This window comes from Sphingomonas sp. Leaf257 (assembly GCF_001422185.1).
GTDB lineage: Bacteria > Pseudomonadota > Alphaproteobacteria > Sphingomonadales > Sphingomonadaceae > Sphingomonas > Sphingomonas yabuuchiae.
This window is the reverse complement of record NZ_LMMH01000007.1, coordinates 54,691-68,345: the sequence shown is the minus strand read 5'-3', so window position 1 is coordinate 68,345 and position 13,655 is coordinate 54,691. Positions and strand designations below refer to the sequence as shown.

18 protein-coding genes are annotated in these 13,655 nt (G+C 65.1%); 15 read left to right on the top strand and 3 right to left on the bottom strand.

Annotation, left to right across the window (positions count from 1 at the left end):
• Positions 1 to 149: 149 nt before the first annotated feature.
• From ASF14_RS06585 to ASF14_RS06575, 3 genes are all read right to left on the bottom strand, one after another.
• Positions 150 to 458, bottom strand: coding sequence for a hypothetical protein (locus ASF14_RS06585; RefSeq protein WP_156361066.1), 309 nt, complete (start codon positions 456 to 458; stop codon positions 150 to 152).
• 139 nt (positions 459 to 597) lie between these two features.
• Positions 598 to 1,008: a helix-turn-helix domain-containing protein gene (locus tag ASF14_RS06580; RefSeq protein ID WP_056433195.1), complete on the bottom strand. Its 411-nt coding sequence runs from the start codon at positions 1,006 to 1,008 to the stop codon at positions 598 to 600.
• A gap of 48 nt (positions 1,009 to 1,056) precedes the next feature.
• Positions 1,057 to 1,440, bottom strand: a complete 384-nt coding sequence (locus ASF14_RS06575; protein ID WP_056433191.1) for a hypothetical protein — start codon at positions 1,438 to 1,440, stop codon at positions 1,057 to 1,059.
• A 391-nt stretch (positions 1,441 to 1,831) separates the two neighbouring features.
• Between ASF14_RS06575 and ASF14_RS06570 the strand changes: the two genes are divergently transcribed.
• Genes ASF14_RS06570 through trbC form a run of 15 tightly spaced genes read left to right on the top strand, consistent with a single transcriptional unit; the run spans position 1,832 to position 13,654 of the window.
• Positions 1,832 to 2,086 carry a hypothetical protein gene (locus ASF14_RS06570; RefSeq protein WP_236696964.1) on the top strand — a complete coding sequence of 85 codons (255 nt, stop codon included), beginning with the start codon at positions 1,832 to 1,834 and terminating at the stop codon, positions 2,084 to 2,086.
• Between the two features lie 39 nt (positions 2,087 to 2,125).
• Positions 2,126 to 2,410 carry a type IV conjugative transfer system protein TraL gene (gene traL / locus ASF14_RS06565; protein WP_056433184.1) on the top strand — a complete coding sequence of 95 codons (285 nt, stop codon included), beginning with the start codon at positions 2,126 to 2,128 and terminating at the stop codon, positions 2,408 to 2,410.
• A complete protein-coding gene (locus tag ASF14_RS06560; RefSeq protein ID WP_056433180.1) occupies positions 2,411 to 2,995 on the top strand; it encodes a type IV conjugative transfer system protein TraE in 585 nt (194 codons plus the stop codon).
• A complete protein-coding gene (locus ASF14_RS06555) occupies positions 2,992 to 3,804 on the top strand; it encodes a type-F conjugative transfer system secretin TraK (protein WP_056433176.1) in 813 nt (270 codons plus the stop codon). The genes ASF14_RS06560 and ASF14_RS06555 overlap by 4 nt, the downstream gene beginning before the upstream one ends.
• Positions 3,801 to 5,129, top strand: a complete 1,329-nt coding sequence (locus ASF14_RS06550) for a TraB/VirB10 family protein (RefSeq protein ID WP_056433172.1) — start codon at positions 3,801 to 3,803, stop codon at positions 5,127 to 5,129. The genes ASF14_RS06555 and ASF14_RS06550 overlap by 4 nt, the downstream gene beginning before the upstream one ends.
• Positions 5,130 to 5,164: 35 nt before the next feature.
• Positions 5,165 to 5,980: a DsbC family protein gene (locus ASF14_RS06545; RefSeq protein ID WP_056433170.1), complete on the top strand. Its 816-nt coding sequence runs from the start codon at positions 5,165 to 5,167 to the stop codon at positions 5,978 to 5,980.
• On the top strand, positions 5,977 to 6,783 hold the full coding sequence (locus ASF14_RS06540) for a conjugal transfer protein (RefSeq protein WP_156361064.1): 807 nt from the start codon (positions 5,977 to 5,979) through the stop codon (positions 6,781 to 6,783). The genes ASF14_RS06545 and ASF14_RS06540 overlap by 4 nt, the downstream gene beginning before the upstream one ends.
• A 4-nt stretch (positions 6,784 to 6,787) precedes the next feature.
• Positions 6,788 to 9,328, top strand: a complete 2,541-nt coding sequence (traC, locus tag ASF14_RS06535; RefSeq protein ID WP_056433162.1) for a type IV secretion system protein TraC — start codon at positions 6,788 to 6,790, stop codon at positions 9,326 to 9,328.
• Entirely contained in the window at positions 9,325 to 9,720 is a 396-nt protein-coding gene (locus tag ASF14_RS06530; protein WP_236696962.1) for a hypothetical protein, read from the top strand. The genes traC and ASF14_RS06530 overlap by 4 nt, the downstream gene beginning before the upstream one ends.
• Complete coding sequence (locus ASF14_RS06525) at positions 9,713 to 10,381, top strand: TrbI F-type domain-containing protein (protein WP_056433160.1); 669 nt, start codon at positions 9,713 to 9,715, stop codon at positions 10,379 to 10,381. The genes ASF14_RS06530 and ASF14_RS06525 overlap by 8 nt, the downstream gene beginning before the upstream one ends.
• Positions 10,371 to 10,952 (top strand): S26 family signal peptidase, encoded by a 582-nt coding sequence (locus ASF14_RS06520; protein ID WP_236696961.1) that lies wholly within the window; start codon positions 10,371 to 10,373, stop codon positions 10,950 to 10,952. Before ASF14_RS06525 ends, ASF14_RS06520 begins: the two co-directional genes overlap by 11 nt.
• Positions 10,949 to 11,608 carry a type-F conjugative transfer system protein TraW gene (gene traW / locus ASF14_RS06515; protein WP_056433157.1) on the top strand — a complete coding sequence of 220 codons (660 nt, stop codon included), beginning with the start codon at positions 10,949 to 10,951 and terminating at the stop codon, positions 11,606 to 11,608. Before ASF14_RS06520 ends, traW begins: the two co-directional genes overlap by 4 nt.
• Positions 11,605 to 11,889 carry a hypothetical protein gene (locus tag ASF14_RS06510; RefSeq protein ID WP_056433154.1) on the top strand — a complete coding sequence of 95 codons (285 nt, stop codon included), beginning with the start codon at positions 11,605 to 11,607 and terminating at the stop codon, positions 11,887 to 11,889. Before traW ends, ASF14_RS06510 begins: the two co-directional genes overlap by 4 nt.
• On the top strand, positions 11,886 to 12,899 hold the full coding sequence (gene traU / locus ASF14_RS06505; RefSeq protein ID WP_056433151.1) for a conjugal transfer pilus assembly protein TraU: 1,014 nt from the start codon (positions 11,886 to 11,888) through the stop codon (positions 12,897 to 12,899). Before ASF14_RS06510 ends, traU begins: the two co-directional genes overlap by 4 nt.
• Before the next feature lie 11 nt (positions 12,900 to 12,910).
• A complete protein-coding gene (gene trbC, locus ASF14_RS06500) occupies positions 12,911 to 13,654 on the top strand; it encodes a type-F conjugative transfer system pilin assembly protein TrbC (RefSeq protein WP_056433147.1) in 744 nt (247 codons plus the stop codon).
• Position 13,655 lies beyond the last annotated feature (1 nt).

Below are 13,655 nucleotides of genomic sequence, written 5' to 3'. Positions count from 1 at the left end.
CGCAACTCGCTACGACCGCTGCCCAACCGTCTTCTTCTCTGCCGTCGCCCTCGCGGCCACCGTCATCTTCTGGCTATGACCAATGAGTCCTGACCCTAGGGCCTTCCTCGCTGGCCAGCGGAAGATCGACCCGGCCGTAGGCGCGAAGGCTACCGATGCGACTCGAGAGCCTTCGCCGGATCCTCTTCTGACGTCGGTCCGCCGTCGGCACTCTGTGGCACGCGATCCTTCTGCAGGTGCGCGGTTGGAGGCGATCGAAACCCCTCCGAGCCAAGGAACTCGTACTTGATGTATCGGTCGGACTCGATGCGCTCGAGCACCGCGTTGATCACGGCTTCTCGAGAGGGCAGCTGGAGCCGCTGCTGTAGCCGCTCCGCGATGGCCACCGCTACGGGCGACAAGGCTATTGTTGAGCGCCGGTAGCCGGCTTGATCCTCGCGTTGCTTCTTCAGCCGCATGGACCGGGTACTGCGTTTTATAGGCTGCTCGTCGCTCGTCATAAGCGGACGACAATCTGCCAGCATCAGCCCAGGTGCAATATGGCTTCGGCATTACGAAACGCGGTCGCGATGGTCTGCGTGGCAGGCGATGCAGAGGTCACTGAGCAGTTTGATCGAGAGTGACGTCGTCGCCCTCGGGAGCGTCGTCCTCGGGGGCGTCTTGCTGGGCGCGATAGGTGGTGAGCATGCCCTCGTACATCACCATCGTCTTATTGAGCGACTGCAGGAAGACGGGGTCGAAATAGATCATCGGCTCGTTCAGGATATCGACGGCGAAGAAGGCTCCGACCACGTCGATCTCAAGTATCTCCGCGAGCTGGTCGATGAGATGTCCGGTGAGCGGCGTTCGGCCCGCTTTGATCTTGACGACAAGGCTGAGGCTTCGCCCCAATCGGGCGGCTACCTGTGGATTCGTCAGCCCCCGACGACGCCATTCCTCGCGGAACAGCGTGAGAAAGCCCCGTTGTCTGTCAGCGCTTACGGCGAACGCTTTGCCCTGGTGGTACATTGTGCGACCCCCTAACAGGTCGCAATACTCCGTTATTCCGCACGATTGTCAATCAGGCGCGTCCACGGCAATGTGTGAACAATCGTTAAATGTTCCGTAAAATACGGCGAGTAGCGCTGTTACGAAGGCGAGCCGAGTAGGAACCGGGTGATCGGCGTATTGCATCGCTAAGTCACGTGCTCGCTGGAAGATCGGTTTCTGGCTAAGCGGGATACGCAACGTCACCCGAACGTCGCCGGGCTGATCTAGCTTGAGCGCCTCGGCAACCAAGGCCTTCGGATCCTCCATAGACAGGAATATTTCCATGCCTTTCAACGCAGTAGCGGATACGCTCTCGAACGCCAGTGTGTGGTGCGAGTGGATGCGGATGGCGTGACACGCCAGCCGGAACACCGACTTATCGAACGTGAATGTGTAGATCACCTGAGACATAGGCGATCATATTCCCTCCCCCAGGCGATAGGCCATACCTGATACGCAGCAACTGCGATTGCCGCCGGCCTCCCGTGCCGCAGCCCCTCCATCGTTCACAAAGATCAGGACAAGTAAACAGGGTAATTATTTTACCCTGTCGATCGGTCCACGGCCGGAATGAACCATTTCGGCTGGAAGTGAGCTGCGGTCGTGGACCGCCTGCTAGATGTTACAATCACCGTCACAAACAGGGTAACTTTTTTCCTCTGTTCAAGTCTTGAGATTTGGTTCCTTTTGAAGACGGCGCAGCAATTCGCTTCGTCTATCAAGGGGAAAGAGCATGTCTGCACTTGCGATGCCGAAGGGGGGTCGTACCAACGCCGTCCTTCTCGGCCTGGCAATCATCGCCATGGTGATGGTGCTGGGCGCGTCGGCGGCGTTCGCCGGCACCGACACGACGTTCAATACCGCTCTCTTGAAGTTCACGGACTTCCTCGAGGGCTCGGGCGGCAAGATCATCACCGTGATGAGCCTCGCCGGCGGCATCGTCGCGCTCGCGTCGGGTCGCTTCAGCCTCGGCCAGGTGGCCGTCCCGGTCGCGGTCGGCGTCGGCGCCGGCACCGGCATTCCGATCGTCACCTCGACCGTCACTGCGACGATCTGAGGCGCGGCTGGATCAACCGCTGGGAGGGCGGCTTAGCTTATGGACCGGTATTCCATCCCCTCGCATCTCGACGACCCGGAGCTGATCGGCTTCTGGACGCTGGACGAGTTCCTCGCGATGGCGATCCCCTTCGTGTGGGGCATCCTCTCGCAGCACGTCGTGATCGGGTTGGTGGTCTCGTTGCTCGGGTGGTGGGGGTTTCGGAAACTCAAAGCCGGGAAAGCCTCGTCGTGGATTCTCCACATGGCCTACTGGCATCTGCCGTCGAGCTTTACCGGTCTGAAGGCAACGCCGCCCTCTCACCTTCGCGTGATGGTGGGCTAAATGGATTACAGTGTCGGCCTCGCGCAGTCGCAGCGGGTCATCAAGCAGCGCAACATGCTCGGCATCGTCGCGCTGGTGCTGGCAGGCCTCGTCGTCCTGCTGTTCCTGGTCGGCGCCACGCGCGACCGCGAGATCGTGCTGCAGCCGATCGTGCGCACGCCGCTGACGCTCTCGTCGAGCGGTGTCAGCCGGGACTATCTCGAGATGGTCACGCGCGACACAGCGCTGATGACGCTCAATCGGTCCCCCGAAAATCTTCAATACTGGATGGACTCGATCCTCGCGATCGCCACGCCGGAGAGCCACGGCGCGCTCAAGCGCGATCTCATGAAGATCGTCAACGAGCAGAACGGCTCCACGATCAGTCAGTATTTCACGCTCACCGGCATGAAGGTCGACCCTGAAGCTCTGACCTCTGAGGTGAGCGGCACCCTCCACACCGTCGTCGGCTCGAAGTCGGTCACCGCCGAGCCAAAGACCTTCCGCTTCAACTGGGCGTACCGTGGCCTGTCTCTGCAGCTGAAGGGCTTCGGGATGGTGAGCAAGGCCGACAAGGACGGCGCCGCACCCGGAGACGCGTCATGAGCCCTCTGCTTGCCTATAGCCTGATCGGCGCTGGAGGGGCGGTCACCACGCGCTGGTGCCACCTCTCGCGCCTGATCGGCGGTTGCATGATCGTGGTCGGCGGGGTCGCGCTCGCGGCGCCCGCTTTCGCCGACGAGCACGTTCTCGCACGCGACAACAGCGAGGTCGCCTGCACGATGTCGAAGTCCGGGCTGACGCGGGTCAGCCTCAAGGACGATCGCTTCGCCAGCGTCTCCAAGCTCACGACCGGCGTCGACAGCGAGGACTTCACGGTCGTCAACGAGCCCAACCGCGGCGACATCTACGTCTCGGTGCCGGAAGGCTACTCGCGCGCCACGGTGTCGTTCTTCGGCACGACCGCCAAGGGATACGTCTACAAGTTCGCCTGCAGGTTGGCCGGCGACGACGCGCAGCAGGTGTTCGTCGAGAACAAAGACGTCGAGGCGGAGAAGCAGACGCAGGTCGCATCCGCTGCCGCGACGCCGCAGGAGGCGTCGGCGAACCTCGTCCAGGCGATGTACGAGAACGCGAACATCGATGGGTTCGAGATCCGGCCCGCCTCCATGTCAGCGGTGATGATCGGCACCCTCAAGGTGCAGATGATCTCGGAATATCGCGGGGCGCAGATCGCCGGTCGCGTGCTGCGGATCCAGAACACCGGCAAGGCGCCGGTGTCGCTCGGCGAAGGCACGATCGCACCGTCGAACGCGATCGCGGTCTCGGTGCCGCACCCTGACCTCAAGCCCGGCGAAGCCACCACCGTCTACATCGTCACGCCTTCGGGCCTCGCCAACGGAGTGCGGCCATGAGCCTCAGGGACATCTTCAATCGCAACAAGGCCAAGCAGCTCGATGCCGAGCCCGAGGAGGGTGACGACACCGGCATGATGGCCGGCAACGATGCCGTGCGGAAGAAGCAGACCATGTGGCTGGCCATCATCGCCGGCTTCATCGTGCTGCTCGGCGGTTGGTACATCCTGAAGCCGTCAGGCAAGGCCGCCATCGCGCCGACCGACGGCAAGGACGTGACGATCGCGACCGACGACATGGTCAACCGCAACATGTCGCAGCGCGAGTGGCAGGCCTCGTCCGAGGCGCAGATGCAGTCGATCAACAACCAGCTGAAGTCGGTCGACGGCCAGGCCGCGCAGATGCGGGCGCTCCAGGAGCAGGTCGCGGCGCTGCAGGGCCAGAACCAATCGATGGCCTCGGACGGTCAGCGCGTCATGAGCGCCTATCAGCAGGAGAACGATCAGCTGCGCAAGCAGCTCTCGGACCGCTCGAGCACGCCCGCGCCTGCACCCCTGCCGACCCAGATGTACGGCGCCGCGCAGCCGAATTACCGGGCACCCGGCGGGGCAGGGGGCCCGATGACGGCGGGTGAAGCGGCCGCGGCTGCCGTTGCGTCGCGGCAGATCAAGCTGGTCTCGTTCGAGGGTGGCCCGGCCGGCACCGCCACGCGGATCTCGGGAGGCACGACCAGCTACACCGACAGCCCCAACTACCTGCCACCCAACTCGATTGCGAAGGCGAAGGTCATCGTGGGCGTCGACGCTTCGGCCGGTGTTCAGTCGCAGTCGGACCCGCTCCCCGTGGTGCTGCGCATCACCGGACCCGCGCGGTCGGTCTACCGAGACGGCAAGCTGCTCACGACGCGGATCGAAGGCTGCCTCATCAACGGCGCAGCGCGCGGCGACCTCTCCTCCGAGAAGGTCTACGTCAAGCTGCAGCGGATGACGTGCCCGCAGTCGAACGGCCGCTACGCGGTGTCCGACGTGAAGGGGTTTATCAGCTTCGCCGGCAAGACGGGTGTCCGCGGTCGCGTCGTAAGCCGGGAGGGTGGCCTCGTCGGGCAGGCGTTCCTCGCCGGCGTCGCAGGTGGCATCGGCCGCGGCTTCGCGGCGAACGCCAACTCCTCGCTCCTCGGCTCGAACATCACCGTCAACGGCAAGCGCCAGATGCTCGGCGTCGGCGAACTGGCGACCGGCGGTATCGGCAATGGTGTCGCAGAGGCCGGCGACATGGTCAGCAAGTACCTGATCGAGCGTGCCGAGCAATATCAGCCAGTCATCGAGATGCCCACCGGCATCGATGTCGAGATCGTCTTCCTCGAGGGCGTCTTCATCCAGAACTGAGCGGCCTCGACCAGGTCGGAAAGGCGGGAAGAGTTATGATGCAGGGTTTGGGATCGGTAACGCTGGCAGCGATGGCGGCGCTCCTCACCGGGAGCGCAGCGGCCCCGGATGGCGAGATCGTCAAGGCCGCGCTGACAAAGCGACTGCCCAAGACGCAGGTGACCTCGGTCGACTGCTCCAAGGTGGACGGCCTGTGCGAGGTCGTGGCTGGCTCGAACCTCTTCTACGTCGACAAGTCCGCGCGCTTCCTCGTCATCGGGCGCGTCTACGACATGCAGACGCGCCAGGACCTCACCGCCGCGCGGTTGCTGGCGCTCAACCCAGACATGCTGGTGGGCGGGGCGGCGAAGGCGAACAGCGCGGCCGATGCTCCCGACGCCACGCCGCCATCGGTGGGCACAGGCACGCGGGTGACCCAGGCGACGTCCCCGCAACGCCTCGACCTTTCGCGGCTGTCGAAAAAGGGGGCGATCATCTGGGGTTCGGGGGCGCAGACGGTGACCGTCTTCTCGGACTTCCACTGCGGGTACTGCCGCGCGCTCAGCCAGTCGCTCGAGACGATGAACGTGACCGTGATCGAGCGACCGATCTCGGTCCTCGGCAGCCGCGAGGTCGCCGACCTCGTGCTGTGCGCGCGCGACAAGCATGCCGCGGTGCGCGCCGCCTATGCACAGGACGAGATCCGCACCGGTCCCAAGTGCGACACCAGCGGGCTGGATGAGAACGAGGCCTTCGCCAAGGCGCACGGACTCAACGGCACGCCAGTCATCGTCCGCTCCGACGGCGCTGTGATGGAGGGCTTCAAACCGAAGCCGCAGCTCGAAGCATGGTTGAAGGGAGCCAGGTCGTGAAGAGCGATGTCATCTATCTGCCGGCAGGTCCCGTGCCGGCGCTGCGTCCCCGCCGCACTCGGCTGATGACGGGCGTCGCGCTCGCTGTCGCCGGCTTGGCAATGACCAGCTGCACCACGTTCGGCACCAACATCTCGGGCAAATTCGGTTGCGGCGCGCCGGCAGGCGGCAGCTGCGCCCCGGCGACCGTTATCGACGACAAGGCGCTGGCCGAAATCACCGGCGACACCAGCTTCCGGCCTGCTGTGCAATACCAGCAGGCACCCGTCCGCTCCGCGCCGGAGAGCGTAGCGATCGCTGCGACCGGCACGGTGGGTGTTCGGCCGCAGAAGGTCCTTCGTATCGTCTTCCCGGCGCATACCGACGGCGCCGGCCGGTATCACGAGACGAGCGTCGTGCAGGCGGTGGTCGACAGTGGCCAGTGGGTTGCCGCGACCAACGGCCATGGCCCGGGCCTCGCCGCCTCGACCACGCTCAACGTGAGCCCCGAGATCCTTTCGCAGCTCGGCGCGCCGATCGACGCCGTCACGGCCAACGAGCGGGCGACTGCAGAGCGCTTGGCTGCGGAGACGACGCCGGTAGCCGCCGGTCCTGCGAGCGCGGCCGCGCCGACCGTCGGCGCCGTCGCTGCCGCGCGAGCCAAGGCCAAGGGCGGTCGCCCGCTCGCGGCGACAAGGCCGGTCACGCCGGCGCCGACGCCTGTGTCGACCCCCGTCGCGGCGGCATCGCCTGCCGGACAGCGGATCGCCTCGTCGTCGCCGTCCAACCGGCCCGCACGCTTCAGCCCGAACGTGGAGGACTGATCACATGGCAGCCAAGAGGGGATTCATCGCTCGCATGCTGGGCGACACGCGCGGGACGGACGAGGGCACGCCGGCCTTCGACGCGCCGATGCTCTCGAACTGGCTGCCCTACCGCAGCTACGATCAGCGACACGACATCTTCTACCAGACGAACTCGATCGGTTTCGCACTCGAGCTCGCGCCGCTCATGGGCGCGGACGAGCGAACCGGCGAGATCCTGGCGCAGCTCCTTTCGGAAAGTATCCCCGCCAACGCGCGCGTGCAGATCCTCGCGTTTCAGAGCCCGCGCGTCGGCAAGCTGATCGCGCAATATGCGCTCCCGCGCTTCAAGGCCGGCGGTGTCCACCGCAAGATCGCCGAGCATCGCTCAGCCTTCCTACGCCAGGGTGCGTGGGTATCGATGTCGAAGGACGGTCCCTTCCACGTCCGCAACCACCGCATCTTCCTGTCGGTGTCGATCGCGAGCGGCAAGTCGAGCCCCGAGGAGCTTGTCGGCGTGCGCGACGGCATCGTCTCGACGCTTCAGTCGATCGACATGCCGTCGGCCCGCATGAAGCCGGTCGACCTCATCTCGCTGATCGACGATATCACCGCTCCCGCCTTCAACGTGGCGGAGGAGGTGCTCGAATATTCCGAGCTCGACCCCATCGCCGATCAGTGCATGCGTCGCGACGTGCAGACGGTGGTGCAGGCGGATCGCCTGCTCGTCTCGGTCGAGCCGCTGCGCGCAGTCACCAATCTTTCGGGCGAGACGGCCTATGAGGAGATCCGACCGGACACATTCGATTACCGCTTCTTCTCCGTTCGGAACCTCCCCAATCGCTGGGCGCCCTGGGACGTACAGAAGCTGATCGGTGACATGTTCTCCGATAAGCTTCGCCCGGGCTGTCCTACGCTGACCTCGCTGTGTCTGTGCTACCAGGACGAGCAGGCGGCATCGTCCAAGGCCGGCTACAAGTTCATGCGCACCTCGAGCCTCGCGGACTCCAAGTCGGCACGGCTCCTCCCGCAGCTCAAGGATCAGAGCCGCGAATGGGAGCACGTGACGCAGGAGCTGAGGCTCGGCAAGAAGCTTGTCCAGGCCTATTATTCGGTCGGCATCATCAGCCCAAAAGGGCAGGGCGATGCCAACGAGCGCACCGTCAAATCGATGTACAAGGCGGCGGGCTGGGACCTGCTGGACGAGCGGTTTCTCCAGATCATGGCGTTCATGTCGTGCCTGCCGATGACGCTCGGCAACGGCATCGACAGCGACCTGAAGCGCATGAAGCGGCTGCGCACGATGCTCACCAGCACGACCGCGAACATGCTTCCCATCCAGGGTGAGTATCTCGGCGGGCACCTCCCGCACCTGATGTTCGTCGGCCGGCGTGGCCAGCCCTTCTTCTGGTCGCCCTTCGAGAACAAGGCGGGCAACCATAACGTCGCGGTGTTCGGCAAGTCGGGGTCGGGCAAGTCGGTGGCCCTGCAGGAGCTGTGCGCCGCCTTTGCCGGCGTCGGCGCCAAGATCATCGTGATCGACGACGGCCGCTCGTTCGAGCACATGGCCAAGAGCCTCGGTGGCAACTTCGTCGAGTTCCGCCTGCGCGACGGGTTCAGCCTCAATCCGTTCTCGATGATCGACGAGACCCTTGTGGCGCAGGACGAGGATTATCTCGTCGACGCCCTGGCGATGCTCAAGTCGATCATCGGGCAGATGGGCCGCCATATCGACAAGCTCAACGACACCGAGCGCGGCCTTATTGACCGAGCCGTCAATCGGGTGTGGGAGGCCAAGGGGCGGGGCGGCAGCGTCGACGACGTCGTGCAGGAGCTGCGCACCGACGGCAGCCCGCAGGGCACCGATCTCGCGATCGCGATGTTCCCGTTCTCCTCGGAGGGCACCTACGGCCAGTTCTTCGTCGGCGAGGCGTCGGTCGACATGTCGAACGCCTTGACCGTCTTCGAGCTGTCCGACCTCGCCAGTCGTGAGGAGCTCCGCTCCGTCGTGCTCACCGCGATTATGTTCATGTCGAGCCAGACGATGCGTCGCATGGATCGCCAGATTCCCAAGGCGCTGCTGATCGACGAGGCGTGGCAGATGCTGCGCGGCGGATCGATGGCCGACTTCGTCGAGACCTACAGCCGTACGTGTCGCAAATACGGCGCCTCGCTCATCACCGCGACGCAGAGCCTCAACGACTATTACAAGTCGGAGGGCAGCCTTGCGGCGCTGGAGAACAGCGACTGGTCGGTCATTCTCATGCAGAAGCCAGACACAATCTCGGACTTCCAGAAGCATGGGCGGTTCGACATGGACCCCTATACCGAGAGCCTACTTCGGTCGCTGAAGCGCAACGGCGCCGAATATTCCGACATCATGATCAAGGGCCCGGATAGCCAGGCGGTCGGTCGGCTCGTCCTCGATAAGTATTCGGCCACGCTCTATTCCTCGAGCCCGCAGACGTTCGCCGCCATCGAGCACCTGATCGAGCAGGGCTTTTCGATGGACGAGGCGATCGAGCGCGTCGCGTTTCCGGAGCAGTATCTGGAGGCCGCGGAATGAGCGCGACCGACGGCTACGGCTTGGACAGCGACTGGCAGGTCGTGACGCGACGGCGAGTGCCCCGCCGCTGGCAGCGCGACCTCCGCCGGGCGATTGCTGACACGAGCTATGTCGCGCTGCGCTTCTCAGGATGGCTGGCGATGACGACGCTCGCGGCGATGGGCGTGACCGTCCTGTTCTTCCTCATGCTGGGCAACTTCACCCCGCTCGGCTTCTTCTCGCAGGTCGCCAACCTGGGATCGCGCTTCGTCTCGGCCGATGCCGTTCGGCGGGCGACGTTCGTCGGCGAGCTGCGGATCGTCGCCATCCTCATCTTCGGGGTCATCGCTCTGCTGCGCTGGCAGCTGCTCATCGCGATCCTCGTTCCCTCGAAAGGCCTCCGTCATGGTTGACGTCCTCGACACGCCTGCGCCGGCCGCGGCCGCTCGCCCGACTGATCCGGCTTCCGATCGGTTCGACTTCTCTGGCGCCGAACTGCCGAGTTCGCGCAGGGCGCCTGGTGCACCACCGCCCGCCGTCAAGAAAGCCGAGGGCCTACCGCCGATCACCTGGGCGATGGCCGCGATCGCGATCGTCATGCTGCTGTGGGGAGCTTGGGTCACCAAGCACATCGCCAGCCCGGCCGCGGCGGTGCCGATGGCAAGCGTCCGGCTCGAGACGATCGTCAGCGAGTACGTCCAGGCGCAGAGCCACAGCAACGGCCAACCCGAAGCCGTAGCGGCTCAGACGCGCGCCTTCATGGGTGCGCTCGATCAGGAGCTGCAGAAGATCGGCGCGTCGGGCACGACGGTTCTCGTCGGCGAGGCCATTCTTTCCAAGAACGTACCAGACATCACCGATCAGATCCGCCGTGCGGTCTATGCGAAGGTCCCGCTTCCCGCGGCCGCCCCAGCATCGCCGGCAGGTCCCGCGGTTGGCGCGGTTGCCCCATCAGCCTCCGGGGCAGCCGCGCCGATCGCGCCGGCCGCATCATCGTTCGCTCCGCCGGCGCAGGGCTCCGCCCTCGACGCCGCGATCGCCCCCTCGGTCACCGGGTCGACCAGTGGCCAGTAAGGCCGCCCTGCTCGAACAGACCGCATTGGCGCAAACCGCTGCTCCGGGAGCGGTCGACCGGCGCGCTCTTCTCACCAAGCGCGTGAGGCAGTGGAGCGCGGTGGCGCTGATGGCTGTTGCCTGGGCCTCCTACAACACGATCGCGGACTGGCAGAAGAACAACGCCTTCCTCATCAACGCCAGCGATAGCCTCCCGAACTGGGCCTTCTTCGTGCACCTCCACCATACACCCGCGAAAGACGACTATGTCTTCTTCGCACCGCCTGCGAACCCGCTCGTGCAGCGCCATTTCGGCCCGACCTCCGGGCCCTTCGGCAAGCGCGTGATTGGGATGCCCGGTGCGCTCGTCGAACACCGCGGTTCGGACGTTTATGTTGACGGCGTCCGCGTCGCGCACATGAAGCCGCTGACCCGCACCGGCGAGCCGCTTACGCCCGGACCGGTCGGCCGAGTGCCGCGTGGCTGCTACTATGTCGGCACGCCGCATCCCGACGGGTTCGACAGCCGCTATGCCGAGATCGGCTTCGCCTGCGCCAGCCAGATCATCGGCACCGGGACGCCCATCCTATGAGCGCGCGCCGTCTGCTCGCCACGGGCACGTTCGCTGTGGCGCTCGTCGCCAGTTCGTCTTGGCCGCTCGTTCAGGGCGCCCTCGCGCGCGACCATGGCGTGATGGGGCAGACCTGGGGCATCGCTGAGCCCGATCTCCTGACTACGATCGATGGTCGCCTCAAGGCGCTGCAGGCGAACGGGGGTATCGAGCGCATGCAGGCGACCATGCGTGCGAATGCCGAGAACCGCGTGCGCAACCCGCTACCGGTGAGTGGCATCACGCCGGTCCGCGAGGCGAAAAGCTGGACCTTCGATCCCTCGATCATCCTCGATCGGGATCTGCGCGATGTGAAGGGTAACCTGGTCGCTGCGGCCGGCACCCGAGTAAATCCGCTGGCATTCGTGTCGCTCAAGACGGACCTCGTGTTCATCGACGGCCGTGATGACGCTCAGGTCGATTGGGCGCTGAAGCGCTGGAGTGCGACCGCCGCCAAGATCATCTTCGTCGCCGGCTCGCCGTTCGAGCGCATGGGCGAGAAGAAGCGTCGCTTCTTCTTCGACCAGCAGGGCCGCCTCAGCGGTCATTTCGGCATCACCCATGTCCCCGCGATCGTCGCGCCGGAAGGTCAGGCGATGCGGGTCAGCGAAGTTGAATTGCCGGGAAGCGCGTCATGATGTGGCTCGACATGCTCCGCACACCGATGGCGGCTCCCGAGACGCCACGCCTCAAGGCGATGCGGCTGACGATCCTCGTATGCGCTGCGCTGCTGGTGGCGACCATTGTGTCGCTGGCGCCCTTGCGGAGCGTCATCGGCAACGGGGCAGGGGGGATCGCGGCGCTGCTGATCGGCGTGCTCACCATCCTGGTGCCGGTTTACGCGACGACCAAGAATCGAGCGGACAATGCCTATCTCGACCAGCTCGTCGCGGTTCGCGAAGAGGGCGACGTCGCATGATCCGTCGGCTGCTCGCACTCCTCGGCATCATTGCAGCGTTCGCGCTGCTGCCGGCGCCGGCGAGTGCGGGGCCGTCGAATTGCACCGGCAAGTTCGTCAATCCCATCACGGACGTCTGCTGGTCGTGCCTGTTCCCGCTGTCGGTGGGGGGGCTGCATATCTGGCCGGGTTCGCGTCCCGACACCAAGAACCCCGATCTGCCGGTCTGCGCCTGCGGCAGCCCGGTGCCGCGGATCGGCATCGCGATCGGCTTCTGGGAGCCGGCTCGTCTCGTCGATGTGACGACCAAGCCGTGGTGCTTTCCAAATCTCGGTGGTCTGCGGCTCAACCCGGGGCTCGACATCGGGCAGGGCCAATATACCGGGCCGCTGATCAAGGGTGGGGCGACCCAGGCTTCGGCCAACTGGCAGGCGCACTACTACGTCTATCCGCTGCTCTACTGGCTCGAAATCCTCACTGATTTCGCCTGCTTCGAGCAGACGACCTTCGACGTCGCCTACATCACCGAGATCGATCCGCTCTGGAACGACGACACACTGACCACGGTCATCAATCCGGAAGTGGCGCTGTTCAACAATCCGATCGCAGTGGCTGCCTGCGCGGCCGACTGCGCCGCGGCGACCGCCAAGCTGCCGATCGATCAGATGTTCTGGTGCGATGGGTGCAACGGCTCGATGTTCCCGATGAACGGCAATGTGGCTGCCCACAACTCGCCCGTTCAATCCTCACGGCTCGCCGCGGAGCGGCTGTTGTTCAAGATGCACCGCCAGGGTCTGGCGTGGGGCACGGCAGGATCAAAGGCTCTTTGCAACAAGTACATCATGCCGATCCTGAAGAAGTCGCAATATCGGATTCAGATGACCAACCCGACACCGACCGTCAGCGGGAAATATGCCTGCTCGCCGATCGGCGCTTCAACGCTTCCGCCCGATGCCGGCCGTGCCTTCCCCGTCGGGGGAGAGGACTTCGGGTATCTGCTTTGGCGCAAGCGCAACTGCTGCATGCTGTGAGGATAGTCCCCATGCGCAAGCTCCTTCTCTCAGCTGCCGCTCTCGCGACGTTGGGCACCGGTGCGGCGGTGCTGGGCCAGACCGTGGAAGGATTGAACCTCGACGCGATCCGCGCGCGCTCGGAGACGATGGCGGCCGACGCGCAGGCGCTTTCGACCGAAGTGCAGCGGCGCGGTGACGCGTTCCGGAAGGACGCGGAGACGGTGCACGCGGTCGCGATGGAGCAGGTGCGGACGATCGATCGCGCGAAGCTGCCCAAGGGGCCGGCGGGGGCCGTCGATTTCGACGAGATGATCCAGACTGCCTCGGCGAACATGAAGGATAATCGCGGGAGCGCCCCGCAGTTCATGGTCTTCGTCTCGACCTCGATGCCGGAGCAGGCGCTCAAGCAGATCATCGCCGACACGTCGGCTGCGGGAGGCGTAGTGGTCTTTCGTGGCTTCCCGGGTAACTCCGGCAAGGCCTTCATCGCCGCGCTCTCCAAGGTCGTCACCAAGGATCAGCAGTTCGCCTCGATCGGCATCGATCCGCGGCTCTTCCGGGCCTTCAATGTCGATGCGGTGCCGGCGATGGTCGTCACCTCCACGGATTTCACGCCCTGCGATGGGCTCACCTGTCGCAGCGAACCGCCACCCTTTGACCGGATCGTCGGAAACGTGACGGTCCGCTATGCGCTCGAGACCTTCTCGGACGCGAACGGGCCGGGCGCGCTGATCGCCAAGACCGCGCTCGCCAACCTCGGCCGGGCACCCTGAC